This window comes from Cohnella kolymensis, from assembly GCF_000829465.1.
Taxonomy (GTDB): Bacteria; Bacillota; Bacilli; order Paenibacillales; family Paenibacillaceae; genus Cohnella; species Cohnella kolymensis.
In genome coordinates, this window is the sequence record NZ_JXAL01000026.1 from 235,616 (window position 1) to 261,677 (window position 26,062).

27 protein-coding genes, 1 pseudogene and 1 riboswitch are annotated in these 26,062 nt (G+C 53.1%); all 28 genes and pseudogenes read right to left on the reverse strand.

Annotated elements, in window-relative coordinates; genetic code table 11:
• Nucleotide 1: 1 nt before the first annotated feature.
• Nucleotides 2–715 (reverse strand): response regulator transcription factor, encoded by a 714-nt coding sequence (locus SD71_RS17885; RefSeq protein ID WP_041066115.1) that lies wholly within the window; start codon nt 713–715, stop codon nt 2–4.
• Between the two features lie 43 nt (nt 716–758).
• A complete protein-coding gene (gene ccsA, locus SD71_RS17890; protein ID WP_041066118.1) occupies nt 759–2,021 on the reverse strand; it encodes a cytochrome c biogenesis protein CcsA in 1,263 nt (420 codons plus the stop codon).
• Nucleotides 2,018–3,724 carry a cytochrome c biogenesis protein ResB gene (resB, locus tag SD71_RS17895; protein ID WP_041066121.1) on the reverse strand — a complete coding sequence of 569 codons (1,707 nt, stop codon included), beginning with the start codon at nt 3,722–3,724 and terminating at the stop codon, nt 2,018–2,020. Before resB ends, ccsA begins: the two co-directional genes overlap by 4 nt.
• A gap of 25 nt (nt 3,725–3,749) precedes the next feature.
• Nucleotides 3,750–4,277: a redoxin domain-containing protein gene (locus tag SD71_RS17900; protein ID WP_041066320.1), complete on the reverse strand. Its 528-nt coding sequence runs from the start codon at nt 4,275–4,277 to the stop codon at nt 3,750–3,752.
• Nucleotides 4,278–4,385: 108 nt separating this feature from the next.
• Complete coding sequence (locus SD71_RS17905) at nt 4,386–5,126, reverse strand: pseudouridine synthase (protein ID WP_041066124.1); 741 nt, start codon at nt 5,124–5,126, stop codon at nt 4,386–4,388.
• A gap of 20 nt (nt 5,127–5,146) precedes the next feature.
• The gene (locus tag SD71_RS17910; RefSeq protein ID WP_041066128.1) at nt 5,147–5,686 is read right to left on the reverse strand and encodes a spore maturation protein; all 540 of its coding nucleotides are present in this window, start codon (nt 5,684–5,686) and stop codon (nt 5,147–5,149) included.
• Complete coding sequence (locus tag SD71_RS17915) at nt 5,687–6,352, reverse strand: nucleoside recognition domain-containing protein (RefSeq protein ID WP_041066131.1); 666 nt, start codon at nt 6,350–6,352, stop codon at nt 5,687–5,689.
• A 427-nt stretch (nt 6,353–6,779) separates the two neighbouring features.
• Nucleotides 6,780–7,556, reverse strand: a pseudogene (locus tag SD71_RS17920) (D-alanyl-D-alanine carboxypeptidase family protein); the annotation flags it as partial.
• A gap of 125 nt (nt 7,557–7,681) precedes the next feature.
• Nucleotides 7,682–8,254, reverse strand: coding sequence for a GerW family sporulation protein (gene ytfJ / locus SD71_RS17925; RefSeq protein ID WP_082034320.1), 573 nt, complete (start codon nt 8,252–8,254; stop codon nt 7,682–7,684).
• A gap of 70 nt (nt 8,255–8,324) precedes the next feature.
• Complete coding sequence (locus tag SD71_RS17930; protein WP_041066134.1) at nt 8,325–9,017, reverse strand: DUF2953 domain-containing protein; 693 nt, start codon at nt 9,015–9,017, stop codon at nt 8,325–8,327.
• Nucleotides 9,018–9,090: 73 nt separating this feature from the next.
• Nucleotides 9,091–9,702 (reverse strand): SMC-Scp complex subunit ScpB, encoded by a 612-nt coding sequence (gene scpB, locus SD71_RS17935; RefSeq protein ID WP_041066137.1) that lies wholly within the window; start codon nt 9,700–9,702, stop codon nt 9,091–9,093.
• The gene (locus SD71_RS17940; protein WP_041066139.1) at nt 9,668–10,462 is read right to left on the reverse strand and encodes a segregation and condensation protein A; all 795 of its coding nucleotides are present in this window, start codon (nt 10,460–10,462) and stop codon (nt 9,668–9,670) included. The genes scpB and SD71_RS17940 overlap by 35 nt, the downstream gene beginning before the upstream one ends.
• Before the next feature lie 52 nt (nt 10,463–10,514).
• Nucleotides 10,515–10,985 (reverse strand): 6,7-dimethyl-8-ribityllumazine synthase, encoded by a 471-nt coding sequence (gene ribH, locus SD71_RS17945; RefSeq protein ID WP_041066141.1) that lies wholly within the window; start codon nt 10,983–10,985, stop codon nt 10,515–10,517.
• 5 nt (nt 10,986–10,990) lie between these two features.
• The gene (locus SD71_RS17950) at nt 10,991–12,247 is read right to left on the reverse strand and encodes a bifunctional 3,4-dihydroxy-2-butanone-4-phosphate synthase/GTP cyclohydrolase II (protein ID WP_041066143.1); all 1,257 of its coding nucleotides are present in this window, start codon (nt 12,245–12,247) and stop codon (nt 10,991–10,993) included.
• Between the two features lie 64 nt (nt 12,248–12,311).
• On the reverse strand, nt 12,312–12,986 hold the full coding sequence (gene ribE / locus SD71_RS17955; protein ID WP_041066145.1) for a riboflavin synthase: 675 nt from the start codon (nt 12,984–12,986) through the stop codon (nt 12,312–12,314).
• A 23-nt stretch (nt 12,987–13,009) separates the two neighbouring features.
• Complete coding sequence (gene ribD / locus SD71_RS17960) at nt 13,010–14,122, reverse strand: bifunctional diaminohydroxyphosphoribosylaminopyrimidine deaminase/5-amino-6-(5-phosphoribosylamino)uracil reductase RibD (RefSeq protein WP_041066147.1); 1,113 nt, start codon at nt 14,120–14,122, stop codon at nt 13,010–13,012.
• Between the two features lie 248 nt (nt 14,123–14,370).
• Nucleotides 14,371–14,547, reverse strand: a riboswitch (FMN riboswitch).
• Nucleotides 14,548–14,709: 162 nt separating this feature from the next.
• Nucleotides 14,710–15,141, reverse strand: coding sequence for a peptidylprolyl isomerase (locus SD71_RS17965; RefSeq protein WP_041066149.1), 432 nt, complete (start codon nt 15,139–15,141; stop codon nt 14,710–14,712).
• Nucleotides 15,142–15,172: 31 nt separating this feature from the next.
• Complete coding sequence (gene lysA, locus SD71_RS17970) at nt 15,173–16,504, reverse strand: diaminopimelate decarboxylase (RefSeq protein WP_041066151.1); 1,332 nt, start codon at nt 16,502–16,504, stop codon at nt 15,173–15,175.
• 185 nt (nt 16,505–16,689) lie between these two features.
• Nucleotides 16,690–17,109 (reverse strand): stage V sporulation protein AB, encoded by a 420-nt coding sequence (locus SD71_RS17975; protein ID WP_235427208.1) that lies wholly within the window; start codon nt 17,107–17,109, stop codon nt 16,690–16,692.
• The gene (locus SD71_RS17980) at nt 17,102–17,746 is read right to left on the reverse strand and encodes a stage V sporulation protein AA (RefSeq protein WP_041066153.1); all 645 of its coding nucleotides are present in this window, start codon (nt 17,744–17,746) and stop codon (nt 17,102–17,104) included. Before SD71_RS17980 ends, SD71_RS17975 begins: the two co-directional genes overlap by 8 nt.
• A gap of 163 nt (nt 17,747–17,909) precedes the next feature.
• Nucleotides 17,910–18,668 carry an RNA polymerase sporulation sigma factor SigF gene (sigF, locus tag SD71_RS17985; RefSeq protein WP_041066155.1) on the reverse strand — a complete coding sequence of 253 codons (759 nt, stop codon included), beginning with the start codon at nt 18,666–18,668 and terminating at the stop codon, nt 17,910–17,912.
• 25 nt (nt 18,669–18,693) lie between these two features.
• Nucleotides 18,694–19,140, reverse strand: a complete 447-nt coding sequence (gene spoIIAB / locus SD71_RS17990; RefSeq protein WP_041066157.1) for an anti-sigma F factor — start codon at nt 19,138–19,140, stop codon at nt 18,694–18,696.
• The gene (gene spoIIAA, locus SD71_RS17995; RefSeq protein ID WP_041066159.1) at nt 19,137–19,490 is read right to left on the reverse strand and encodes an anti-sigma F factor antagonist; all 354 of its coding nucleotides are present in this window, start codon (nt 19,488–19,490) and stop codon (nt 19,137–19,139) included. The genes spoIIAB and spoIIAA overlap by 4 nt, the downstream gene beginning before the upstream one ends.
• A 204-nt stretch (nt 19,491–19,694) precedes the next feature.
• Complete coding sequence (locus SD71_RS18000; RefSeq protein ID WP_041066332.1) at nt 19,695–20,876, reverse strand: D-alanyl-D-alanine carboxypeptidase family protein; 1,182 nt, start codon at nt 20,874–20,876, stop codon at nt 19,695–19,697.
• 156 nt (nt 20,877–21,032) lie between these two features.
• A complete protein-coding gene (dut, locus tag SD71_RS18005) occupies nt 21,033–21,476 on the reverse strand; it encodes a dUTP diphosphatase (protein WP_041066161.1) in 444 nt (147 codons plus the stop codon).
• A complete protein-coding gene (locus SD71_RS18010; protein ID WP_041066163.1) occupies nt 21,439–22,719 on the reverse strand; it encodes a M16 family metallopeptidase in 1,281 nt (426 codons plus the stop codon). Before SD71_RS18010 ends, dut begins: the two co-directional genes overlap by 38 nt.
• A 62-nt stretch (nt 22,720–22,781) precedes the next feature.
• The gene (locus SD71_RS18015) at nt 22,782–23,762 is read right to left on the reverse strand and encodes a polysaccharide deacetylase family protein (RefSeq protein WP_041066165.1); all 981 of its coding nucleotides are present in this window, start codon (nt 23,760–23,762) and stop codon (nt 22,782–22,784) included.
• Between the two features lie 161 nt (nt 23,763–23,923).
• Complete coding sequence (gene pnp, locus SD71_RS18020) at nt 23,924–26,023, reverse strand: polyribonucleotide nucleotidyltransferase (RefSeq protein WP_082034322.1); 2,100 nt, start codon at nt 26,021–26,023, stop codon at nt 23,924–23,926.
• Nucleotides 26,024–26,062: the final 39 nt, after the last annotated feature.

Sequence of the window (26,062 nt, forward strand, 5' to 3'; positions counted from 1 at the left end):
TTTATTTTGCCGCCTCCAGTTTGTACCCCACTCCCCAGACAGTTGTGATCATAGAAGCCGCTTCCGCGGAAACACGGTTCAGCTTCTCGCGAAGCCTTTTCACATGGGTGTCAACCGTCCTCAGATCGCCGAAAAAGTCATAATTCCAGACGTCTTTCAGCAGCTCCTCCCGGGAAAACACCTTGTCGGGTGAGCTCGCCAAGTAATGCAGCAGCTCGTACTCTTTCGGGGTCAAGTTGACCTCTTGTCCGCTGGCCGTCACGCGATGGGCATCATGTTCGATGACCAGGAATGGGAATACGATATTGTTGCTTGTGTTCAAATCCTTGGATAAAAACGCTGTAGCCGAAGCCCGGCGCAAAATCGCTTTGATGCGAAAAATAACCTCGCGCGGACTGAAAGGCTTGACGACATAATCGTCCGCTCCGACTTCAAAGCCTTGCACGCGGTTCACTTCTTCACCTTTGGCCGTCAGCATTAACACCGGTGTCGCTTTCTGCTGCCGGAGTCTTGTACATACCTCGACGCCGTCCATCCCCGGAAGCATGAGATCGAGCACAATCAGATCGAAATCTTCCTGCTGCGCTTTGCGGAGCGCGGTTTCCCCGTCCTCCGCTTCATCTATTTCGTAACCCTCTTTCTCAAGGTACATGCGAAGGAGACGACGGATACGCTCCTCATCGTCCACTACCAAAATCCGGTTGCCCATACTCATCTAACAGCACCTCTTCCGTTTCGCCAAATAAGGCAATCGTCCGTCAAACCCCGGCGTAGGAGTGCAGTCCGGCAATGACGAGATTGACTCCAATCAAGGTGAACATTACGACCAAAAATCCGATAACCGCCAGCCATGCCGAACGTGTTCCCTGCCACCCTCGTGAGAGCCGAAGATGAAGATACACGCTGTAAAATAAAAAGGTAACGAGGGCCCACACTTCTTTCGGATCCCATCCCCAGAAACGGGACCAGGCGATTTCGGCCCAAATCATCGCGAAAATCAAAGCGCCGAGCGTAAAAATCGGGAAGCCGATGGCAATCGCGCGGTAGCTGATTTCTTCCAGATCGTCGGGATCGATATCCGTCAGATGCGGATGGATGACGGCAACGAGAGGTTTTCTCGCAATCAGCCGCATGAGTCCATAGAGGACAAGACCGGAAATAACCGACCAGATGACGGTATTCAGCTTGCGTCCCGCATTGACTCCATTCATCCATGAAGGTGCTTCAAACAGCGGTTGTTGTAACCCCATGAAAGGCTGCATGGAAATCACATCACTATTATAAGGTTTCACAATAGGAGGCAATCCATATTTCACTTCTTTTACGGAAGTTTGAGCTTGGCCCTGCTGGTCGATCAAGACCGATTCCTGACGGAATTCCGCATGATAGCCTGCCCCGCGGAATATAAATACCGCAGCAAGAAATCCGATGATGATAATAATGATAACCAGACAGAACTCAGTCCAACGACGCGCACGAACGCCGGCCTTATCGGTTGTTGTCAAATCCACGACTCGAATCAATTGAATAAGTGCGGCGGCAAAGCCTACGGCGAAGAAAGCTTCGCCAAGCGCGGCGGTCGTGACGTGAATTTTCAGCCAAACGTAATTGAGCGCAGGAATGAGAGGCTGAACCTGCGACGGGAATACGGAGGCATACGCGATAATAATGATGACCAGCGGCAATGTAAACGCGCCTAGCAGCGTATTGCGGTAAATCAGATATACGACGATAAAAGCAAACATAATCGCCATAGCAAGAAATGTCATGAACTCGTACATATTGCTGGTCGGAATATGGCCGCCGCCAATCCATCGGGTGAAGAAGAACGTCAAATGTGCGGCCCATCCGAGTAAAGCCGTTATAAAGGCAATTCTTCCCCATCTTGCGGTATGGGCCGCAGGCTCCCTGTTGCTCCAACGCTTGCCTGCTACAGCGATTGCATAAGCGATGAATGATGCGCAGTATAATGCGAAAGCGGTTATAAAAGCGTTGCTGCTGAAAATGAGCCAGTCGTTCAACGTACATTCCTCCTGTTATCGAGCTCTTTAGGAGTTACCGTAATTCCGGTTTTCCCGAGCGTCGACGCCACATCAGCCCTTAAGCCGTAGCTGTTCTTGTTCGTATGCGCGCCGAGGGAAAGCATCCCGTCGTCGATCCGCAGCCAAATTCGGCGATGCTGCCAGTAGAAGCCCATGATCAGCCCGATCATCGAAATGGCTGCTCCAACCCAGATATAAGGCATCGCTCGGTCAACCCTGACATTTAGAAACGTCGAAAATTCGGAGTATTTGACACCTTCCATTTTACCTTGTTGGAACATGTTCGCAACCTTGAACGTGAAACGGCCGGTATTGGCGCCGGCTTCCTTGAAGGCAGCATTCAACGATTCCTGAAAATCTTTGCTTGAAGCATTCGGCAGTGGGAAATAGCTGTACACTTCTTCGCCGGTGATTCCCGGTCCCGACACTCTGAAAATGAAAGCAGGATTGTTCGGTTCCCGCGATTTGGTCATCGGCCGCTTCTGATCGTCAAAGCCGAAATCCGGATAGTAATCGCTCAGCCGAATCTTATACGGGCCGACATCATAAGTCAGCTTGGGGTTGTCCATCATAAGGTCGAAAGAGCCGAATGATTTCCCGGTTGCCGTATCCATTAATGAAGGATGGACCGAAATTAACCGGATATGCTGCCGGTAGCTGTTCTGATACAGTTTCAAGCCCTTATATTGCAGCGGACTATTGACATGGATGGCGTGCTGCTGGACTTGTCTCAGAACGGGTTCCTTGGTCGGATCGTCACAAACGTCGATACATTCGAACAGCTTCGCTTTCGTTTCGTAGAGCTTTACCACATTTGTTCCCTTCTGGTTATCCGCAAGCTCTTCGTCCTTATACAATTGCAAATTAAACTTGTCGCTTTGCACATAGTAGTTGGTGCCGGGAATAGGCTCTCTTTCCCCCTCGTACAGGGAAACATATTGATCCATGTGCCATCCCGGTATGCCTCGGGCCAAAACGGCAAGAAGAAAAACGATAAGGCCGATATGATTAATATAGGGTCCCCAGCGGCTGAACCTGTTTTTCTCGGCAAGCAGTGCCGACCCCTCCTGCCATACCCTGTATCTCTTGCGCTTGAGCTGCTGTGCGGCTGCTGCGACCCACGCTTCAGGCTCTTGTTCAATCCGGCCCGTATAAACGACTTGCTGACGGGTGATGAATTGAAGATGCTTGCGAATTTGCTGCTTCGAGAGTGCGCGGTATAACGGCAGGACGCGATCCAAGCTGCAGATGACAAGCGAAGTGCCGATCATCACCAGCAGTCCGACAAACCACCACGACTCATAGGTTCTCGATAAGCCGAGCGCATGATAGATCAGTCCGGCAGTGCCGTATGTTTCTTCATAGTAATCGGCGAATTCTTCCGTCGTTTTCAGATTGATCAAAGTGCTCTCCTGTACGAATATCGTACCTAAGGATGCACCCACTAAAGTGAGAAAAATAAGAATAATTGCGATTTTGACGGAGGAAAAAAAGCTCCAGATCCGGTCGATTATTGCCGGATCTTCTTTCTGTGATCGTCTTGCTACCCCGTCGTACCTCATTTCGAGCGGTGTATCGGCATCATTCTGAGAATCTTCAAACAGCGGTTTCCCGCAGGACTCGCACAAAACGGTGCCGACCGGGTTTTGATGCCCGCACTCGCATTTACTGTTTTCAATCAAAAGCACGAGCCTCCTTGACGACACGTCACGGCATCATCAGCTGTTGTACGCGTGTCTCGATCTCTTGTTCGCTTAACGGTCCGCCGACCACTACATCCTGAATGGTGCCGTCCGCTGAGATAAAGAACGTTGTCGGATATTGCCTGACCCCGTATTCGTTCAGCGTTTGCCTGTCCTTGTCCAGCAGGATCGGGAAATTCACGTCAACGTTGCGCACGAAGCTTTCGGCGGTCAGTCTGTCCTCTCCCAAGTTGATGCCGATGAGCTCCAGGCCCTGAGCTTGCCATTTGTCGTATTGCTTTTGCAACGCGGGCATTTCATCCCGGCATGGGCCGCAGAAAGTTCCCCAGAAATTGATAATTAACGGCTTTCCCTCATAATCCTTCAGATCATGAGCTTTATCGTCGAGCCCCGCCAGCCGGAAGCCTGGCGGCGTATCGCCCTTTTGCAATACTTCGCTGGTCGAGAACAGGGAATTACCGATGGCGTAGCCTCCGATCAGGAGCACCGCGGCCAGAATCAAATATTGCATCGTTTTTCGATTACGCTTCACGAAATTATCCACCACCCGCAATCGGATACTCTCATTATAACGAAAACACCGGGGTCAAGGGCAATAAGCCCGACCTCCGGTTTTGAACATTGTGTGACGCTGTATGAACTACTCCTCAGTTGGTTCAGCTGCTTCCGCCGCTTCCTGCAGCTTGGCCAATTCTTCCTCACTAAGCTTCCGGTGCTTGCCGCGCTGGAGATTGTTCAGGAACAAGCCTCCGAATGAGATGCGTTTCAACCGGGTTACCGGATGATGAATCGCGTCGAACATTCTTCTCACCTGACGGTTGCGGCCTTCGCGAATGGTGATCGAGATGGTTGCGAATTTGCCGTCCGGATCGATATCATGATATTCCACATCGGCCGGAGCGGTCATACCGTCCTCCAGCTTAATGCCCCGCTGCAGCCGTTCCAGATCCTTACCGTGCGGAACCCGCTCCACCGTAACATGATAAGTTTTGGGTACATGGTGCCGCGGATGCGTCAGCTTGTGAGCCAGCTCCCCATCGTTGGTGAGCAGCAGCAGCCCCTCGGAGTCGTAATCCAGTCGGCCCACAGGATACAGCCGTTCCTTGATATCCTTCAAATAATCGGTAACGACGCTGCGGCCTTGCGGATCGGACACACTGGTTATGACGCCCTTCGGCTTATTGAACATGATGTAAATTTTCTTTTCTTTCTTAATCGGCCGTCCGGACACGGTAATCACATCGACATCGGGATCGGACTTGGCGCCGAGCTCGGTCACGACTTCCCCGTTGACAGCCACTTTGCCTGCCGAGATCAGTTCCTCGCACTTCCGGCGTGATGCGACTCCGGCATTGGCGAGTATTTTTTGCAATCGTTCCACGGTTGTCACCTCAACGCCTATCATACCAATCCGAACAATAACCAGCAAGCCGCGACGGCTGCGAAGAAGCCGACGAGATCCGAGAACAGGCCGACCTTCAAGGCATACCGCGAGTTTCGGATACCGATGGCGCCGAAGTACACGGTAAGCACATACAGCGTCGTATCGGTGCTTCCTTGAACGGTAGCGGCGATGCGGGCGACATAGGAATCGGGTCCGTGTTCCTTGATCAAGTCGGTCACGAACGCCAAGGATCCCGCTCCGGTAATCGGACGAAGGAAAGCAAGGGGCAGAACGTCGCCCGGCACTCCCAGGAACTGAAACAGAGGGGCAATGAGCCCCACGACGAAATCCATCGCTCCTGATGCGCGAAACATGCTGATTGCGGTCAGCATGCCCACGAGATGCGGAATAATGCTGATCGCGGTGTCAAAGCCGCCCTTAGCGCCATCGATGAACGTTTCATAGACAGGAACTTTGCGGAACGAGGCGTATAACGGGATAAACGCAATGAGTACGGGAATGGTCCAGGTAGATAGAATTTGGATGAAGGCGATCACTTACAAGCCCCCTCCCTCCGGTGGAGCGGCCGGTGTCCGGGCCGGCCCGGCGCGGACGATTGTACCGGCTGAGGTCGCTTGCGGCGGTGAGCCGCTCTTCTTGCGATACCATCTGTCGGCCAGCACCGCTGCGCCGGTGGAAATCAATGTGGCAAGTAAAGTTGGCGCCACAATGTCGGCCGGATGCAAGGAGCCGAAGTTCATCCGGATCGCGATGATCGTTGTCGGCACTAATGTGATGCTCGCGGTATTCAGTGCAAGGAGCGTGCACATAGCCGGTGTGGCGACGGCAGGATTCGGATTGAGCTTCTGCAGTTCCTGCATCGCCTTGATTCCCATCGGGGTAGCCGCATTGCCCAATCCGAACAGATTTGCGCTCATATTCGATAGAATGTATCCCATGGCAGGATGATCAGGCGGGACGTCGGGAAACAACTTTCGTACGACCGGTGCCATGAGGCTGGATATTTTACGAACGAGTCCGGCTTCTTCGGCGACCCGCATAAGACCCATCCAGAATACAAGAATGCTGATCAAACCGAGGCAGACCGTAACGCCGGTTTGAGCTCCGCCGAAGGCCGCTTCCGCGACCTTTTCCATTTTCCCGTTGGCAGCCCCGAACAAAACGCTCACGACGATCATACCGAGCCAGATCCAGTTGACCATCAGGTATTCCCCCACCCAGAAACAGAGCGCGTAATGCTGCCCGCAAGGACGATGCCCAAGAATGTTGAAACGCAGGAGCGGCGGCGGACTCCGACAGAGGCTTCCGGCTTTCCGGTTTTACGCTGTCCTGTTGCGGCGGTTCAGCGGCGACTAGCGGAACTGCGCCGATCGGTTCCGTATCCAGGAGGAACCGAAGCTGCCCCCTGTATCCGAGCTTATAATGCGGCGTGCCTTCCTTCAGAGGAGCAAGCTCCATGTGCAGACGGCTGCGTTCCCCTTTGGCGAACGGGTATTTAAAATCGCCCGACACTTTCATTGGATAGCCCGGAATCGGCTGTCCGTTCTCGACCACTTGCTCCAGCGGAAAATACGCAAATCCGTAGTCGAGCATTCTGCTGTGGTCGGCCCAATCGTCCCGGTCGTTCAGCGTTACGGCAACCAGCTGCTGTCCGTTGCGGGTGGCGGAGCTGACTAATGTTCGCAGCGCTTGTCTCGTGTAGCCCGTTTTTACACCATCCGCCCCATCGTACATGGAAAGCATTTTATTTTTATTTACCCACCTGCGGTCCCATGCTTCGCTAGGGTCGGGCGCATTCTTCACGCGCGTTTTAACAATGTTTCGGAAATCCGGATTGTGCAGCGCATATGCAGTCAATTTGGCAAGGTCGTTGGCAGAAGAGTAATGACCCTCTTGATCTAAGCCGTGCGGATTCACGAAGTGGCTGTTGTGAAGTCCCACCTCTTCCGCTTTTTTGTTCATCAAATAGGCGAAACCTTCCACAGATCCTCCGACGTGCTCGGCGATGGCGACTGCGGCGTCGTTGCCCGACCTCAGCATCAAGCCGTAAAGTAAATTGTGAAGGGTTATCTTTTCGCCGGCTTTCAAGAAGATGGAAGAGCCTTCTTTCCCTGCAGCCTTGGCGCTTACCTTCACGATATCGTCAAGCTTTCCGTTCTCGATCGCCACAATCGCGGTCATAATTTTCGTCAGGCTCGCAATTCTCATCCGTTCGTCTCCGCGTTGACTGAACAGAATGCGGCCCGATGTCACATCGATCAATGCTGCAGCTTTTGCCTGATTGCCGGGAGCCGCCGGTCTGGCGCCTTCCGAAGAATAGGCATTACTGTGTATTGCCAGAGACGGCATAAGAATCACCATTACGAAACAAATACGCCAAAAAGCCAACCACTTCACGGTCCGCATCGGTTCCTCCTCATCAATCAGCCATAGCCGTGCCTTCTCGTAACAATTTATGTAGGCGTGTCCTAAAGTATGTAGAAAGCGCACCTGCGGGCAGCAAAAAACCCGACCGATCGGCCGGGCACTGGTTACATAACATTGTTTGATGAGTTTGGATTACCGTTCGTACCTGCAGTTGTCGTGTTCTGTGTCTGTGTTTGCGTACCCTGATTCATGCCTTGATTGATTCCTTGATTCATTCCTTGGTTCATTCCGGGAGTCATCCCTGTCATCCCTGCGTTCATGGCCGGCGCGGCGCCTTGGAACATGCTCTTTATTTTGTCGACCCAGTGGGGGGCCGCATCAATAAGCCGTTCAAGGATGTGCGTCTGATTGTCGAGAGGAACGACATTCACGCCCTGGCTGCCCACAACGAGAAAAGCAATCGGAGTGATGGAGATACCGCCGCCGCTGCCGCCGCCGAACGGCAGAGCGACGGACGCCGTGGCTCCCTCCATCCGGGTGCCGCCGATGCTGGTTTCATTGGAGGTGTTATAATCACTGCCGCCTGCAGCAAAGCCGAAGTTAACCCTGGAAATCGGCATGATCACGCTGCCGTCCGGAGTCTGAACCGGTTCACCGACAATCGTGTTGACATCCACCATTTCTTTAATGTTTTCCATTGCCGTCTGCATAAGGTCGTTAATGGGGTGATCAAACATTGATTTCCCTCCTTTCGTGTACCTAATTTACCCGCAAAGCAGGGGGGTTTATGCGCGCGAATCCGCGGATTCAAGCTTGCTTGGGCCCCTGCAGCAAATGGGTCCAATAACGCAGCGATTTACCCATCTCGATCGCTTTTGTGCCTAATTTCATCGTTGACCACATTGCAGCGGCCAAACGAATTTCATAATCCGACTCCCACACAACCGCAAATTCCGTCCCGCAATAGTTCGGCTCTATGCGGCCTTGCGGAGATGTTTTTAAAGTGATTAATTGACTGGCCGCACCCACAATACAGCCCGACACTGCCCAGAGCAGCCCCGTAGTCACGCCTGTCGAAGCCGGATCGCCGGTGCCTACCCGAAAATCAAGCCGCCAGCGCGTGCACTCCAGCTTTTTCAAAGCACTCATTACCGTTTGCCGCAAAGCGGGTCTCGGACGAATGACTGTGCGGTAAACTTTGATCAAACGGGAGATTTTGCCGGTTCCGATCGGCTGTTTAATGCTCTTCAACTCTGTTTCTCCCGTGAGAGGCCGTTTCGTCCTTTCGCTGTAAATGACATTCCAACCCCGTATGATGATTGAAGGAATTATAATTTGGTAGCGGAAGAGACCGTACAGTGCTTCCATCGCGACGACCAAGTGATCCATACGGCCGCTGTGGGAGTATCGGACCCTTACCCGAATACGGGACAGCATTGCTGCGACAATCAACGCCAACACGACCAATAGTGCCAACATCAGCCAAAGCCAAAAGGCCATCCTTCCCCCGCCTTTCCTAGGGGTAGTATGACCTTTTTGGAAGCTCTTCATTCGATTAACTGCGTTTCATGCGTTACATTTCTTTGTCTATATCTTCCATGGACAGCTGCCTGCCTTCGATTCTTTCGAACAGCAGCTTTGTTCTTTCCTCCAGCTCGTCATCACCGTCTGCGATGTGCGGCTCCGGCAAGCTCTTGATATTCGGCAAACCGAAATAATCCAAAAATGATTTCGTCGTCCCATACAAGATCGGGCGGCCGAGCGCCTCGGCTCTGCCTTTCTCCTCGATGAGATCCTTCGCCACCAGTGTATGCAGCGGGCGGTCGGCCTTCACGCCCCGGATTTCCTCGATCTCCACCCGGGTAATCGGCTGCCGGTAGGCGATAATCGACAAAGTTTCCAATGCAGCTTGAGATAATGCCGTCCGTGCAGGGGAATAAGCCAGCTTTTCGAAATAGGGCGCATGTTCGGGCACGGTCGTCAAGCGATAACTGCCTGCCACTTCCGCGAGGCGAATGCCGCGGCTCTTCTGGATATACTCTTGTTCGAGATCGCGCAGAACGTCAGCGACAACTTCGACGTCCATTTCTACAACTTCGGCAATCGTTTTGACACTGATTCCCTCATCGCCTGAAACGAACAACAGGCCCTCAAAAATCGACTTCAATGTCGAGTAATCTACCATCCTCTTCCTCTCTTCCCGTCCACGACAACACAATTTCATCGAATAAGGCGCTCTGGTGGCACAATACCCAACGCCTTTTCATCAGTTCCAGGATGGCCAGAAATGTGACCACGATCTCGTCGCGGTTGCCGCTTTCACCGACCAGCTGGGAAAACAACATTTTGCCGTCCTTTGACCGATATTTCAACGTATCCACAATGTCCCGAATCCGGTCCTTAACGGAAATTTCATCCTTGCGGATGGAGGACACTCTCTGACGTCCTGCCATTCGGCGCAGCGCTTTCTGAAACGCGCGGATGAGATCGTCCACATGCAGCCCCTCGACGGGATTGCCGGTCATCACCTGAGCGAAAGGAGACAAATCCGCAGGCTCGCGTGTAAACACCTGGCTGCGGTCCCACTCCCGTTCACGCAGCTGGCCGGCCACCGATTTGTATTTGCGGTATTCGATCAGCTTGCGGATGAGTTCTTCACGAGGATCCAGACCTTCATCGTCCTCAGCCGTGAGCCAAGGTTCTTCGGTAACCGGCGGTTTCGGCAGCAGCTGTCGGCTTTTCATCGCAAGAAGAGTTGCGGCCATCACAAGAAATTCGCTTGTAATGTCCAGCTCCAGCTCCTGCAGCGCTCCCAGATAAGCCATATATTGATCCGTGATATCGTTAATCGAAATATCCTGGATATCGATTTCCGCCTTGTCGATTAAATGCAGCAGTAAATCCAGCGGCCCTTCGAACGTCTCGAGCTTATAAAGAACGGACACGCCGGCTCACCCCTTTCCATACCTCGTCACCAATTGTGAGCGGCCGGGCGGTTCACCCTTTAAGCGAGCGGGTCAAATTGGCCATCTCGATCGCAGTAGAGGCTGCTTCCCAGCCCTTGTTGCCGGCTTTCGTGCCGGCGCGCTCTACGGCTTGTTCGATGCTGTCCGTCGTCAATACGCCGAAGATGGTCGGCACGCCCGTTTTCAGTGAAATCGCGGACACCCCTTTGGCAACTTCATTGCACACATAGTCAAAGTGAGGCGTAGAACCGCGAATGACCGCTCCCAGCGTAATGACGGCGTCGTATTTGCCGCTCTCCGCCATCTTTTGCGCGATCAACGGAATTTCGAAGGCTCCCGGCACCCACGCGATTTCGATCTCGTTCTCTTCGGTTCCATGGCGCTTCAAGGCGTCCATAGCGCCGCCCAGCAGCCTCGATGTAATAAATTCATTGAACCGTCCCACGACGATTCCATATTTGAGACCTTTGGAAATTAAATGACCTTCATATACGATCGGCATTTCATTCATCCTCTCTTCGGCTGCAAGTCCGGTTGTTCGTTTTGTTCAATATCATCTGCAAAAGAAAGCATATGGCCAAGCTTGGCTTTCTTCGTATGCAGGTAGTTCGTATTGTCTTCATTTTCAGTAATCTGCAGCGGAACTCTTTCCACGACTTCGAGGCCGTAGCCTTCCAAGCCCTTGATCTTGCGCGGATTGTTGGTCAGCAGCCGCATATGACGTACGCCAATATCCTTCAAAATTTGCGCTCCGATGCCGTAATCCCTCAGATCGGGAGCAAATCCTAATTTGATATTTGCGTCAACCGTATCCAATCCCTGCTCTTGCAGCTTGTAAGCGCGCATTTTGTTGATAAGCCCGATCCCGCGGCCTTCCTGCCTCATATAAAGAAGCACGCCGCTTCCCGCTTCTTCGATCTGACGCAGCGCCGCTTCCAGTTGAGGCCCGCAGTCGCAGCGGTGCGAATGAAACACATCCCCGGTCAAACATTCCGAGTGAACCCGCACAAGCACCGGCTGTGTGCTGTCGATCGTCCCTTTGACAAAGGCAACATGCTCCTTGGAATCCACCTCGTTCGTATAAGCGATTGCGCGGAAAATGCCGAAATCAGTCGGCATCCGGACTTCAACTTCGCGTTTCACGAGTTTTTCTTTCTCATTCCGGTAGCGGATCAGATCTTTAATCGTGATCAGCTTGAGCGAATGCCGCTGCGCGAAAATCTCCAAATCCGGCAGCCTTGCCATTGTGCCGTCTTCCTTGATCACTTCGCAAATGACCGCAGCCGGCACAGAGCCGCACATTCTCGCAAGGTCGATGGCAGCCTCGGTGTGGCCGGCGCGCCTGAGCACTCCGCCCTTCTTCGCGATGAGCGGGAAAATATGGCCCGGGCGCCGAAAGTCGGCAGCCTTCGCCTGGGGATACATAAGCGCCTTAACGGTATCGGACCGCTCATGCGCCGAAATGCCGGTTGTTGTCGAAATATGGTCAACCGACACCGTAAACGCCGTGCCATGATAATCCGTATTGTGACTGACCATCGGAGGCAGGTCAAGAGCCTCTGCCCGCTCCGCTGTAATCGGCACGCAGACAAGTCCCCTCGCCTCCGAGATCATAAAGTTAATCACTTCAGGCGTGGCTTTCTCAGCCAGCCCGATCAGATCGCCCTCATTCTCCCGATCCTCGTCATCTACGACAATAATCAGTTTTCCTCTCATCAAATCATAAATCGCCTCTTCAATCGGATCAAAACGAGCCGTATCCATGATTGTCGCCCCTTTCAACGGCCGATCGCTTCACACATTTCGCATGCGCGATCGGTCCTCGTATTCACATAAATCCGTTCGCCCGCAGGACAGATTCCGATAAGCCGCCGGCTCCTGTCATTCCGCCAGGTGCCGAACCTTCTCTTAAACTTAATAAGTGGTCTACATATTTGCCGAGAATATCACATTCTATATTGAGAGTTTCCCCCGGGTATTTATGCTGTAAAATGGTTTCACGCAGCGTATGAGGAATGATCGAAACCGTAAAACTGTCTGCTTCCCGATCCACCGTCACCACTGTCAAGCTGATACCGTCCAACGTTACCGACCCTTGCGGGACGATACTGCGCAGCAGCTGCCCGTCATGCGGCGCGATCTTGAACACGACGGCGTTCGCCTCAGCTGTTCTCGAGCGTATGACCCCGGTGCCGTCCACATGGCCTTGCACGAGATGGCCGCCAAAACGTCCCCCCGCCATCATCGCTCTTTCCAGGTTAACCGTGCTTCCCGGTGAGATCGACCGCAGATTCGTATGCCGGAATGTTTCCGGCATCACATCGACGGTAAAAGATTGGCGATCGAAGCCGACTACCGTCAAGCAAACTCCATTTACCGAGATGCTGTCGCCCATTTTAACGTCCTCAGTCACTTTTGACGCTTGAATCGTTATAATCATTGCTTCTCCGCGCCGCTGTACCGAACGGAGAACGCCCATCTCTTCAATAAGACCGGTGAACATGCTTTATTCCTCCCTTGGTGCCGCTAAGTATCCGGGCTCCCGGCATCGATCGGATAGCCCGTCACACACCAGTCACCACCGTAGGCTTCTATAGATACATCGCTCAGACTGAGCGCGGATGACATTTCCTCGGGACCGGCAAAAGCGAATGCGGCCGGCGCGCCTTCTCCGCCGATGATTTTCGGAGCGTAAAACAGCATAAGCTTATCCACCAGTCCCGCCTGCAGCATGGCACCGTTCAGCACCCCGCCGCCTTCCAGCAATATGGAAGCGACTCCGCGTTCCCCCAAGTTGCCCATTGCCGCGACTAGATCCACACGCGAGCCGGAGCCGCAGTATACGAGCTCTGCTCCCTTCTGCCGGAGCCGTTCCGCTTTTTCAGCGTCCGCTTGATCGGTAGTCAAAATGACAGTCGGTGCCGCATCGTTCAGAATTCGGGCATCTTCCAGAATTCTCAGCCGTGAGTCGACGACGACTCTCAGGGGATGCAAGCCCGGAACCGATAGACGTGTTGTTAGCTCCGGATCGTCGGCAAGCACTGTTTCAACACCGACCATAATCGCATTATGGCGATGGCGAAGCGTGTGTACCGCCTCACGAGCGACCGGCCCGGTAATCCAGCGGCTGTGGCCGGTCCGAGTGGCGATCCGCCCGTCCAATGTCAACGCCGTTTTCAATGTGATAAAAGGGAGGCCGGTCGTAATGAATTTATTGAACTTTTCGTTCTGAGCGCGTGCCTTTATTCCAAGCACGCCGACTTCCACTTCAATTCCATGCTCGCGCAGGCGTTCGATTCCCCGCCCGGCGACCAACGAATTCGGGTCGCTTGCTGCGACCACGACACGCGATACCCCTTCCGCGATTAGTCTGTCCGCGCAAGGAGGAGTTTTCCCGTGATGGCTGCACGGCTCTAATGTTACATATACCGTCGCTCCGCGCGCCTCCGAACCCGCCATGTTCAACGCATGCACCTCGGCATGCGCCTCTCCTCGTTTAAGATGAGCGCCCAGCCCAACGATTCTCCCCTGCTGTACGACAACGCACCCGACGACCGGGTTTACGCCGGTCTGGCCGGAAGTGCCGCCAGCTAAATTTAAGGCCAGCTGCATATAAAATTCATCATTTATTAACTCCATTCGCATATCTCCCTTTCTGCCGATTAAACAGAAAATCCCCTGGGGATAAAACCCCGGGGGATGGTCAGATGCACAGCGAAAAGCAGAGCCTCAGGTAAAGTGTCCGGATTTGCATACTCAAACGGACCTGACCGCAATAACCCGGTCAGACCCTTGTCACAGTTCATGTGAAAAAAGGAACAATCAGTTCCGGCAATTCAACTTATCTGCGACAAAGCAGCAATCATAGACACGGCATGGCCGCGCTGCGCTTCCTTCTCCCATCCAGACTGTAACTGTCGGTCCCGGATTCGCACCAGGTCCACCGCATTGCAATGCCGGCTTGCGGCTTTGCAATGACGGGTCACGGACTGACGGCTGGGAGACCGGATGGTCTCCTGCCGATCACCGCCGGTGGGGAATTACGCCCCGCCCCGAAGGTAAGCAACTTATGAGGAATCGTACCACTCGAGAAATAAAAAAGCAAGGTTTGAAGCTTATAGTGCATGCACCGACCAATGATGTACATCGACGCTTCACATTCCGCATTAGGCAATCCGGAGATGCAAAACCCGCCAGCATAACTGGCGGGTTAGCGGCGCATGTGTTTATACTTCGGTGACGCGAACCGATTCCATTTTGTCTTGTCCTTTGAACGCATCCACATGCTCCATGCCGGAGATCACTTTGCCGAACACCGTGTGCACGCCATCCAAATGCGGCTGGGGCTTAAAACAAATGTAGAATTGGCTGCCGCCGGTATTGGGTCCCCGGTGAGCCATTGCCAGGCTGCCGCGCTCGTGTTTGTTCGGATTGATCTCGCAATCGATCGAATAGCCGGGACCGCCCGTTCCATTACCGTTAGGGCAGCCTCCTTGCGCTACAAAACCCGGGATAACGCGGTGGAATACAACTCCATCATAAAAGCCGCTGTTGGCCAGCTTTTCGAAATTGGCAACCGTGTTCGGCGCGTCTTTCTCGAACATTTCCAGGACGACTTCATTGCCGTCGGTCAATTTGATTACCGCTTGCTTCGCCATTCAAGATCGCTCCTTCGTCCGCCTGTGCGCATTACTGTGTTACGGCTTGTTTTTTCAAACGTTCCGGAATGATGTCGTTGCCTACGATGTCACGATGAGATTCGCGGGCGACGACAAGGTCAGCTTTACCGTCCTTCACGAATACGACGGCCGGACGGCGGATGCGGTTATAATTGCTCGCCATTGCATAATTGTAAGCTCCTGTACAGAATACGGCAAGCAAATCGCCGGATTCCACTTTCGGTAAATTCAAATCCCAGATCAGCATATCGCCGCTCTCGCAAGCTTTGCCGGCCACCGATACTGTTTCAACAAGAGGATCGTCAGCGCGATTCGCAAGGATTGCATCATACTTGGATTCGTATAAAGCCGGACGCGGATTGTCCGTCATACCGCCGTCAACGGCGATATACTTCCGTACTCCGGGAATGTCTTTGCTTGTCCCGACCGTATACAATGTCGTTCCGGCATCGCCTACGATGCTGCGACCCGGCTCGATCCAAATTTCCGGCAGCGGATAATTGGCAGCGGCACAGCTGGACTGAATCGCATCGGCTATGGCATGAACATATTGGCCGACCGGCAGCGGAGTATCGCCTTCCACGTATCGGATGCCGAAACCGCCGCCTAAATTGATCACCGCGAAAGTCTCGCTCAGCCGGTCGCGGACTTCTATCGCGAATGCCGCCACTTTCTCTACCGCCATTCGGAAGCCTTCGACTTCAAAGATTTGCGATCCGATATGGGAATGCACGCCCAGCAGCTTCAGGTTAGGCTGCGCGAGCGCAGTTTCAACCGCGCGGAAAGCCGTGCCGTTGCCCAAGTCGAATCCGAATTTGGAATCCTGCTGTCCTGTTGAAATATATTCATGCGTATGAGCTTCAACCCCCGGTGTGATGCGCAGCAAGACGTTGACGCGCTTGCCCTTCTCTCCTGCGAGAGCGTTAAGCAGCTGAAGCTCGATGAAGTTATCGACAACGAAGCATCCGATATTGGCATCAAGCGCCATTAAGATTTCATCGGGCGTTTTGTTGTTTCCATGAAAATGAATGCGCTCAGCCGGAAATCCCGCTTGCAGCGCTGTATATAATTCGCCGTCGGACACGACATCCAGGCTCATTCCTTCTTCTTCGGCGATTCGGCACATGGCCATGACGCAAAATGCCTTCGAAGCGTAAGCGACCTGATGGCGCAGCCCCGTGGAACGGAAAGCGTCCATAAATTCACGCGCACGCCGGCGCACAAGCACTTCGTCAACGATATAAAGCGGCGTGCCGAACTCCTTGGCCAAATCTGTAACGTCGCAGCCTCCGATTTCTAGATGACCTCTGCTGTTAATCTTGCTTGTTCCATGCAAATACATATCGATTCCCCTTTGGTGAAATGTCCGGATTGAAAGCTGCGGCAAATCCTCTCCGGCGTTTGCACTAATAAGCATGAGTATAGCGGAAAATAACCTCAGGGGAAATGGAGGATTTCCCACATCATTTGCACTTCTTTACCGTAACCGCCAGGACCGTTTCATCCCGACCTAAGCCTTGAACCGCACTACATTAGAAACCATTCCGCGAGAGAGCCCGCCACCTTGCCCAGCGCCATAGCAAGCAATAACGAAAACAGGTAAGGCCTCAGCTTTAACCGTTTGGAAAGGATCGGAAGCACATTCAGCACTTCGGTCAGCGCTGCGGCGAGCATGCCGACAAACACACCCTGAAACACAGCGGGTACAAGCAGAACAATGCTGCGCAGCGCAAAGCCCCAATCGAAGAAGTCGGCGCAGCTCCAATAGAGAGTTCCCGATAATATCGCAGATTCGAATACGGCTGCGCGCCGATAAGCCCGGGTTAACTGAACCAGCCTCGGGATCAGATCCAATACGATGAGCAGAGCGACGAACGCGCTGCCCACGGCAAAGCCTCCGGCCAATCCGATCACGCACAACAGCAGGCCTTCTAAACCTTCAAACACGTTCTCCCCCCGCCGGGCTCTCATGTTTTTTCCGGTACTCTTCCGTAATGACGTAATGATTCAAGCTTTCCTGGTACATGAACATCTCCACTTGAAGCGGGTTCGGTTCATCGTTCAAAGGCTTGCGAAAGAGTCGGTTAAAAAAAAGCAGCATGCCTAGACCGACCCCGATCGAGTAAGGTACTTGAAAGTACCATGGATGAACGACGGACTGTCCTGTGACCAGCTCTGTGATCCTGCGCTGAACGGTCGGCATATTCACATCCGCATGAAAATTCATCATCGCCATGCCGGAGCCGAAAAACAACATAATCCAGGCAAGCACAAGCAGAATTTTACGCGGCTTTATCGATCCCGAAGGACTGACTTCCACCAGCACATGAGGCTCTCCGAAAGTTTCAATGATCGTTCCCGGCTCTGCTTCAAGAATCGATTTAACGACTTGCAGCATATCGATGAGGAGCAAATTCCCGTCCTTCTCCGATACGAGATGCAAAGGCAATTGCTTAAGCTTCGCTTCCGTATCGGGATCGGCGACGAGCCGGGCGACAACACCCAATGTAATGAGCGAGCCCGGAGTGACGACCGCCCGACGGCGCATTCGAACATAGACGATTTTGGAATCGGACTGCTCCATAATCTCCCTCCTTTTCTGCCCTGTGCACATGGAAACCGCTTGGCGCACCGCTGGTTACTCTTTCCGGTTAGTATGGAGCAGAGCCGCCTATCATACTCGGAAACGACAAAAAAGCCGATCAAGATGCTCGTAAAGAACATCTTAATCGGCTGCTAGGCTGACATTACTGGGCGATCTGGTCCTTGATGTTTTGAAGAATTTTTTTCTCGAGACGACTGACCTGAACTTGAGAGATACCGAGGCGGCTGGCGACCTCCGACTGGGTTTGGTCGCGGAAATAACGCAGGAACACGATTAGGCGCTCACGGTCGCTTAAGCCTTGAATCGCTTCGGTCAGCGCGAGCTTATCGAACCATTTGTCCTGAGATTCATCCGCAATCTGGTCCATGAGCGTGATAGGATCGCCGTCGTTCTCGAACACCGTCTCGTGAATGGAGGCCGGCGGTTTGTTCGCTTCCTGCGCAAATACGATTTCCTCGGGAGAAACACCGAGCTCCTCGGCGACTTCGCTGATTGTAGGCGACCGGCCGTTAAGCTTGGACAGCTCGTCCTTCACCTTGCGGACGCGGTTGGCCAATTCTTTCAGCGAGCGGCTAACCTTCAGCGTTCCGTCATCCCGCAGAAATCTTTGAATTTCCCCGATAATCATCGGCACTGCGTATGTTGAAAATTTCACGTCAAAAGAGAGATCGAACTTATCGACCGATTTTAGCAATCCGATGCATCCGATTTGGAATAGATCGTCGCTGTCGTATCCTCGATTCGAGAAACGCTGAACGACCGACCAAACCAGCCGGATATTGCTGCCTACTAGCGTGTCCCGCGCGGTGGTATCTCCGGATTGACTGAGCGCGATGAGGCGCTTTACTTCGCTGTCATCCAAAAATGCCGGCGGAGACGATCGTTTCCATTCCATTTCCATGGCTCCAACCCCTGCCGCGCGGTTTTTAGTTGAACATTGCTTTCTTCGATTCGATCCGTTTTTTCATCCGCAGCGTTGTTCCGCCTTCAGGCGTACTGACGGCGTCAAACTCATCCATAAAGTTCTCCATGATCGTAAAGCCCATTCCGGAACGCTCCAGCTCCGGACGTGACGTATAGAGCGGCTGCCGCGCCAGCTCCAAATCTTCTATGCCGCCGCCCTGGTCACTGATAGAGATCGAAACCATATCGCCGTCGATTTCGGCCTCCACAGTCACAATGCCATGAGTGCTGCCGTTATAGCCGTGGATAATGGCGTTCGTTACCGCTTCCGACACGACCGTCTTGATCTCGTCCAGCTGCTCCATCGTCGGGTCCAGCTGGGTTACGAAGGCCGCGACGCTGATTCTTGCGAACGCCTCATTTTCGGAACGGCTGGCAAACGAAAGCTTCATATGATTGTGTCCGCTCATGATACGACCTCCAGACTGGCTACCGCCGACCGCTCGGTCTCGTATGCATTGATAATTTTGAACAACCCGGACAATTCGAACAGCCGCTTAACGTTCGCCTGAATATCGGAAACTACCATTTTCCCGCCGCGGCCCTTCACCAATTTGTAACGTCCCAAAATAACGCCGAGACCCGAGCTGTCCATGAACTGCAGCTCCTTCAAGCTAAGCACCACGTGATCGCATCTGCCCCGGAGTATAGCGTCCTCCATTTTGAAACGGACGATGTCCGCAGTATGATGATCCAATTCTCCTCTTAGCCGAACGATCAACACGTTGCGATGCTGCTCCAGCTCGACCTGTAAGCTCATTCCCATTTCCCCCTCCCATTGTTGAAGCCCAGTTGATCACCAGCACCGTCACCGGCAAGCCGACCCGGCTGCTTCGTCACCAATTCTACGAGCGGCGGTCCCATTCCTGCCCCCCGACAAAACTAGAAACAACGTTTCTTAACACGACAAAATAAGCGAAAGAGGCGGCGACGAAATAACCGTCAAACCGCCTTTGTTCCCTGACTAACCGACTAGGAACAGCTGCCCCGTCACTCTTTTGAGCAATGTCCACCAGCCGGCACGATCGACCGCGACGGGCGATTCCACCGGAAACTCTTTGACTACTTGATCTCCGCGGTAGACGACTAATTTACCGATCGGTTCGCCGTTCTCGATCGGTGCCTTCACGGATTCGTTAAGCACCAATTCATGACGGATGCCTTTCCCCGCATCGCCTTTTTTAACCAGGATGCTGTAGGAATGCTTCGCCACCAAAGGCACCTTGTTTACTTTGCCTTTCTCCACGGTCAGCGTGCCGATCGCGTCGCCCTTCTTGTAAAGCGGAACATTCGTATACTGCGCAAAAGCATAATCGAACAAATGGGACACTTCTGCGTTGCGCGTTTTCGTGTTCGGCTCTCCCATCACGACCGCAATGAGACGCAGATTATCGCGCCGCGCGGTGGCGGACAAACAGAACTTGGCTTCGCTTGTAAAACCTGTTTTCAATCCATCCGCGCCGTGGTAGAAACGAACGAGCTTATTCGTATTCACGAGCCAAAAAGGCTTCGCGGTGTCTTTGCGCAAGTAGTCCTGATAGAGCCCGGTGTACTTGGTAATATCTTCATATTTAAGCAGCTCGCGGGACATCAAAGCGATATCGTGCGCAGAAGACACATGTCCTTCTGCCGGCAGGCCGTTGCAATTGACGAACCTTGTGTCTTTCATTCCCAATTGTTCGGCCTTTTCGTTCATCATGGCGACGAATTGCTGCTCGCTTCCGGCGAGCTTCTCGGCAAGCGCGACGGATGCGTCATTGCCCGAAGCCATCGCGACGCCCTTAATCATTTCCTCAACAGTCATCTCTTCGCCGGTCTCCAGGAAAATTTGCGAGCCGCCCATGGAAGCCGCATATTCGCTTGTTTGGACCTTGTCAGACAGCTTCAGGCGTCCTTCGTCAATCGCTTCCATAACAAGCAGCATGGTCATGATTTTCGTAATGCTCGCCGGCGGCAGCGCAGCATTGCTGTTCTTCTCGTAAATGACAGTACCGCTGTCCGCGTCCATCAGAATGGCCGACCGTGCGTTTGCCGCCAAGTCGGCTGCCGGGCCGCCCGGCTTTCCTTTCGCTTCCTCCGCCCAAACGGCGGACGGCAGCGCCCCCAGGCTTATAGCCAAAGCTAATGTGAAAAGACGAAAACACATTTTACGAACACGGTAAGGTGTCAAAGCTGACTTCCCCTCCTGCGGCCGCATGTCGGCCATGGTTACTTCTTCCCATCAGTTTGTCCGTCTGCGAAGAAAAATATTCCAGTGCATAAAAACAAAAAAACTTGGTCCGGCCGAAGCCGAACCAAGTCTTTATTTGCCTGTATGCCCAAAGCCGCCTTCACCCCGCGGGGTATCCGGCAGCGCATCCACTTCTTCCAGCCATACATGAGGAACCCTCTGGAACACCATTTGGGCGATTCGCTCACCCCGCTGAATCGTGAACGGTTCTTGACCCAAGTTGATGAGCAGCACCTTCACTTCGCCGCGATAGTCGGCGTCGATCGTACCCGGCGTGTTCAAGCAAGTAATGCCATGTTTATAAGCTAATCCGCTGCGCGGACGGATCTGAGCCTCCAGCTCCGCAGGCATCGCCATGGCGAAGCCGGCAGGCACAAGAGCGCGTTCACCCGGAGCAAGCACTAGGGGCTCCGTCACGGCCGCATGAAGATCGAATCCCGCCGCCGCCTCGGACATCCGGCGCGGCAGAGCGACGTCTTCATTCCCCGGCAGCCGCTTCAATTGGATTGGATACAACGAAGTCCCTCCCGCTTCCCGACAACACATTATCATCCGCGCCGACCAATGCGACGGCGCTTTGTTTCTCCATCATCGTGTCCATGATTCCATTCACATCGGACAACGTCACATTATCGATCCGCTCAAGCATTTCATCCAGCGTATAGTGACGGCCGAGCATCAGCTCGTTTTTACCCAAACGGTTCATTCGGCTGCTGGTGCTTTCGAGGCTCAAGATGAGGTTGCCTTTCAACTGCTCTTTGCCGCGTGACAGCTCATCTTCACTTAAGCCTTTCGCAGCAATTTCTCCCAGCAATTCCATAGTCAAATCATATACGTCCTGCGTTTGTTTCGGTGCTGTTCCTGCATATACGGTGAACAGTCCGCTGTCCGCATAGGAGGTATGGTAAGAGTAGACGGAATAAGCGAGCCCGCGCTTCTCCCTGATTTCCTGAAACAGCCGCGAACTCATACCGCCGCCTATTGTGTTGTTAAGCAAAATCATCGCATAAAGGTTAGGCGCGTCAATCGACAATCCCGGGAAAGTGAGGCAAAGATGATTCTGCTCCGTCTTTTTACGATGGAATAAAGCTTGGGAGCGAAAGACCGGCACTGTCAGATCCGGCTCTTCGCCTTTATTGTCAAATTTGCCGAAATGCTTCTCCAGAAGCTCCAGCACTTCTTCACCGACATTGCCGGCGATACTGATCACCGTATTGTCGACGCGGTAACGCTGCCCCATATACCTGCGGAGATCCTGAGGGCCCATCGCGTTAAGTCGATCGGCCGTTCCGAGAATCGAGTACGCCAGCGGATGTCCGTCAAAAGCGGCACGCGACGCCAAATCATGTACCGTATCGTCCGGCGTGTCCTCGTACATCGAGATTTCTTCAAGAATAACGTTCTTCTCTTTCGCCAATTCCGTTTCCGCCATCTGCGATTCAAAAAACATGTCCGATAATATATCGACTGCTATCGGCAAGTGCTGGTCCAGCACTTTGGCGTAATAACATGTATATTCCTTAGAAGTGAAGGCATTGACATTGCCGCCGATGCCGTCAAAACGGTCGGCGATTTCTTTAGCGCTGTATCGCTCCGTCCCTTTGAACAGCATGTGCTCAATGAAATGGGAGATTCCGTTATCTTCCGGGCTTTCGTAACGGGAGCCGGTTTTCACCCAGATGCCGAACGACACCGACCGGAAGGTCGGGATAGATTCGATCATCACACGCAGTCCGTTCTTAAGCTGATATTTTTTCACCCGTTTTCCCCCTTTGAAGAATGATACCACTATATCAAATTCCGACATTTGCCACAACCGACTTATACCCTATCGGCGGAGAGCGTTTCGGATACGGTCCCCAGCGAGAAGCCTCTGGCTTTGATTACCTTGATCATTCCTTTCAGAGCGCCTTGGGAAGTGGGTGTGGGATGCATCAAAATAAGACTTCCGGCACTGACGCGAGAGGAGACTTTGGCGATCACGGATGAGGAAGGAGGTTTTCTCCAGTCGAGTGTGTCCAACGTCCATAGAACGGTACGCAAACCAAATTCCTTGGCCGTCTTGACCGTGCGCATATCGTAATCGCCGGAAGGCGGGGCGAACCAGACGTTACGCGCTCCCAGCTTCTTGAGCAAAGCTTCCGTGCGCGCAATTTGCGAACGCTGCTGTTCGATGCTTAATTGGCTCATGTTCGGATGGGAATAAGCATGATTGGAAACCTCATGCCCTTTGGCGATAATGGTTTTGGCCATATCGGGATTCTTCGCCAGCCAGGAGCCGTCGAAGAAAAAGGTCGCTTTCACGTTCTCCTCTTCCAGAATAGCGAGCATCGGCTCGAGATGCTCGTCCCCCCAGGCGACGTTGATCATGAGTGCCACCATCGGTTTAGCGGGGTTGCCCCGGTAAATGGGCTGCAGAGGCAAATCCTTCAGATTCACCTTCGGCGTTACCTCCCGATACACCCACGGGAATGCCTCGCCCATGCCGGGAAACGCACCGGTGATCTTGGCCTTCTCGTAAGTGGCCTGAACATCGACCTCACGTCCGTTGTAGCCGGGTATCGCTTTCCAGATCCGGTCGACAACCGCATCGACAGCCGGAATATTCTGCTTCTCGGCTTCTGTCCGAATCCACTTCATTAATTCATCTTCGGCTTTCGAATGAGCAAAAACTGCAGTGGCGGCTGCGTCTTGCTTTACCTCGCTGATAAAAGGCTTAAGCGGACCGTATGTACCTGCGAACAGCACAACGAGCAGACATAACAGCATCGCCGCGAGTCTTGCCTGCGACGTTTTTCTCATGGTTTCGGCTCACCCCCGTCTCGTCCACACTGCCTCATCTTATGCCGAAAAGGCGGGGTTTATGTGCAAGCCGCTCAGAGGAAATCCGTGCTTGCACCAAAACAAAAAGAGACCTTCGCTTAGGAGTCTCTTTTGTCCGGCATTATGGAGTTTGCGGAAAATTAAACGGATGCTTGCTCAGAGCCGAGCAGCGCTTTACGGGACAAATTAATGCGGCCCATATTATCGATTTCCGTTACTTTCACTTCGATCTGATCTCCGATATTCACGACATCCTCGACTTTCGCAACGCGCTCGTTCGCGAGTTGGCTGATATGAACGAGTCCGTCTTTATTCGGAAGGATTTCGACGAAGCAGCCGAATTTCTCGATGCGCTTAACCGTACCTGTATAGACCTCGCCGACGACGACCTCTTTCACAATACCCTCGATGATGTTGCGGGCCCTCTGATTGGCTTCCGCATTCGTGGAGGCGATGTAGACGGTGCCGTCCTGCTCGATATCGATTTTAACGCCTGTTTCTTCAATAATCTTGTTGATGATTTTGCCGCCGGATCCGATAACATCTCGGATTTTGTCCGGATGGATCTTAAGCGTAATAATCTTAGGCGCATATTGGCTTAGCTGTTTACGAGGTTCCTGCATCGTCTCCAGCATTTTACCCAGGATGAACATACGGCCCTCTTTCGCTTGCTGCAGTGCTTCGGTCAAAATCCCGCGGTCGATCCCGTCGATTTTGATATCCATCTGAATCGCGGTTACACCGACTGAGGTTCCTGCCACTTTGAAGTCCATATCGCCGAGATGATCTTCCATCCCTTGAATATCCGTCAATATGGAAGTATGCTCTCCGTCTTTGATCAATCCCATGGCTACCCCTGCAACCGGCGCCTTGATCGGCACGCCTGCATCCATCATGGCCAGCGTGCTGGCGCAAATGCTTGCCTGCGAGGTGGAGCCGTTCGATTCCAAAACTTCAGATACAAGACGGATGGTGTACGGGAACTCCTCTTCCGAAGGGATTACCTTCAGCAATGCGCGCTCACCCAGTGCCCCGTGGCCGATTTCGCGGCGTCCCGGCGGGCGGAGCGGACGGGCTTCACCGACGGAGAATGGAGGGAAGTTGTAGTGATGCATGAATCTCTTGGATTCTGCAAGCCCGATGCCGTCCAGAATTTGGACTTCGCCGAGAGGTCCGAGCGTGCATACGCTGAGCGCCTGCGTTTGACCGCGGGTGAACAATCCGGAACCGTGAGTACGCGGAAGCAAACCGACATCGCTGGAAATCGGACGGATTTCGGACAATCCGCGTCCGTCTGGACGCACTTTATCATGAGTGATTAAGCGGCGCACTTCAGTCTTGACGATGTCATACAGCACTTCTTTGACATCTTTCAATTTGCTTGGCTCGTCCGCATATTGCTCGCTGAAATGTTCAACGGTTTCCGCATTGATCGCGTCAATCGCCTCTTGGCGGGCATGCTTCTCGCCGATACGGACCGCTTCCTGCAAACGGCTTTGAGCGTATTCGGCCACCGCCTCTTTCACATCTTGATCTACCGCATGCAGCTTGACTGCCATCTTCGGCTGGCCGGCCGAATCTGTCAATTGATCAATCGTGGCTACGATTTTCTTGATTTCCTCATGGCCGAACATAATGGCTTCGAGCACGTCGGATTCAGGCACTTCATCGGCTTCCGCTTCCACCATCATGATGGCGTCGCGGGTACCGGCTACTACGACATACAGGTCGCTCTTCTCTTCTTGTTCCACCGTCGGGTTAACGATAAACTTACCGTCTACGCGACCGACAATAACACCGCCAACAGGTCCGTTAAAAGGAACGTTGGATATAGATAGAGCGGCAGAAGTACCGATCATTGCAGCTATTTCGGGAGAACAATCTTGATCTACGCTCATGACAAGGTTTACAATTTGCACGTCATTGCGGAAACCTTCCGCAAACAGCGGACGGATCGGACGGTCGGTCAGACGGCTCGCGAGAATCGCTTTTTCGCTTGGACGTCCTTCTCTTTTAATGAAACCGCCGGGAATTTTACCTACGGCGTAGAGCCGCTCTTCGTAATTGACGGTTAGCGGGAAAAAATCAAGATCCTTGGGCTCTGTAGAAGCCGTGACGGTGGACAACACCATCGTATCACCATAACGAACGACGACAGCTCCATTCGCCTGCTTGGCCAATCGTCCGGTTTCCAAGCTGAACGGTCGACCGCCAAGCTGCATTTCAACGCGATGTTCCAAACAAAGTCCCTCCTCTTATTAACCTTATGTACATTCGCT

Excerpts from the sequence above, each read along its gene's own strand:
- SD71_RS17885 (WP_041066115.1), bottom strand. The coding sequence starts at position 715 with ATGAGTATGGGCAACCGGATTTTGGTAGTGGACGATGAGGAGCGTATC.
- SD71_RS17915 (WP_041066131.1), bottom strand. The coding sequence starts at position 6,352 with ATGGTCAACTGGATCTGGCTCGGTATGATCGTCGTGAGCGTTTTGTTC.
- ytfJ (WP_082034320.1), bottom strand. The coding sequence starts at position 8,254 with ATGTTTGATCACCCCATTAACGACCTTATGCAGACGGCAATGGAAAAC.
- SD71_RS17930 (WP_041066134.1), bottom strand. The coding sequence starts at position 9,017 with ATGGCCTTTTGGCTTTGGCTGATGTTGGCACTATTGGTCGTGTTGGCG.
- scpB (WP_041066137.1), bottom strand. The coding sequence starts at position 9,702 with ATGGTAGATTACTCGACATTGAAGTCGATTTTTGAGGGCCTGTTGTTC.
- ribH (WP_041066141.1), bottom strand. The coding sequence starts at position 10,985 with ATGCCGATCGTATATGAAGGTCATTTAATTTCCAAAGGTCTCAAATAT.
- SD71_RS17950 (WP_041066143.1), bottom strand. The coding sequence starts at position 12,247 with ATGGATACGGCTCGTTTTGATCCGATTGAAGAGGCGATTTATGATTTG.
- ribE (WP_041066145.1), bottom strand. The coding sequence starts at position 12,986 with ATGTTCACCGGTCTTATTGAAGAGATGGGCGTTCTCCGTTCGGTACAG.
- ribD (WP_041066147.1), bottom strand. The coding sequence starts at position 14,122 with ATGGAGTTAATAAATGATGAATTTTATATGCAGCTGGCCTTAAATTTA.
- SD71_RS17965 (WP_041066149.1), bottom strand. The coding sequence starts at position 15,141 with ATGGCGAAGCAAGCGGTAATCAAATTGACCGACGGCAATGAAGTCGTC.
- lysA (WP_041066151.1), bottom strand. The coding sequence starts at position 16,504 with ATGTATTTGCATGGAACAAGCAAGATTAACAGCAGAGGTCATCTAGAA.
- SD71_RS17980 (WP_041066153.1), bottom strand. The coding sequence starts at position 17,746 with ATGGAGCAGTCCGATTCCAAAATCGTCTATGTTCGAATGCGCCGTCGG.
- sigF (WP_041066155.1), bottom strand. The coding sequence starts at position 18,668 with ATGGAAATGGAATGGAAACGATCGTCTCCGCCGGCATTTTTGGATGAC.
- spoIIAB (WP_041066157.1), bottom strand. The coding sequence starts at position 19,140 with ATGAGCGGACACAATCATATGAAGCTTTCGTTTGCCAGCCGTTCCGAA.
- spoIIAA (WP_041066159.1), bottom strand. The coding sequence starts at position 19,490 with ATGAGCTTACAGGTCGAGCTGGAGCAGCATCGCAACGTGTTGATCGTT.
- SD71_RS18000 (WP_041066332.1), bottom strand. The coding sequence starts at position 20,876 with ATGTGTTTTCGTCTTTTCACATTAGCTTTGGCTATAAGCCTGGGGGCG.
- SD71_RS18015 (WP_041066165.1), bottom strand. The coding sequence starts at position 23,762 with ATGAGAAAAACGTCGCAGGCAAGACTCGCGGCGATGCTGTTATGTCTG.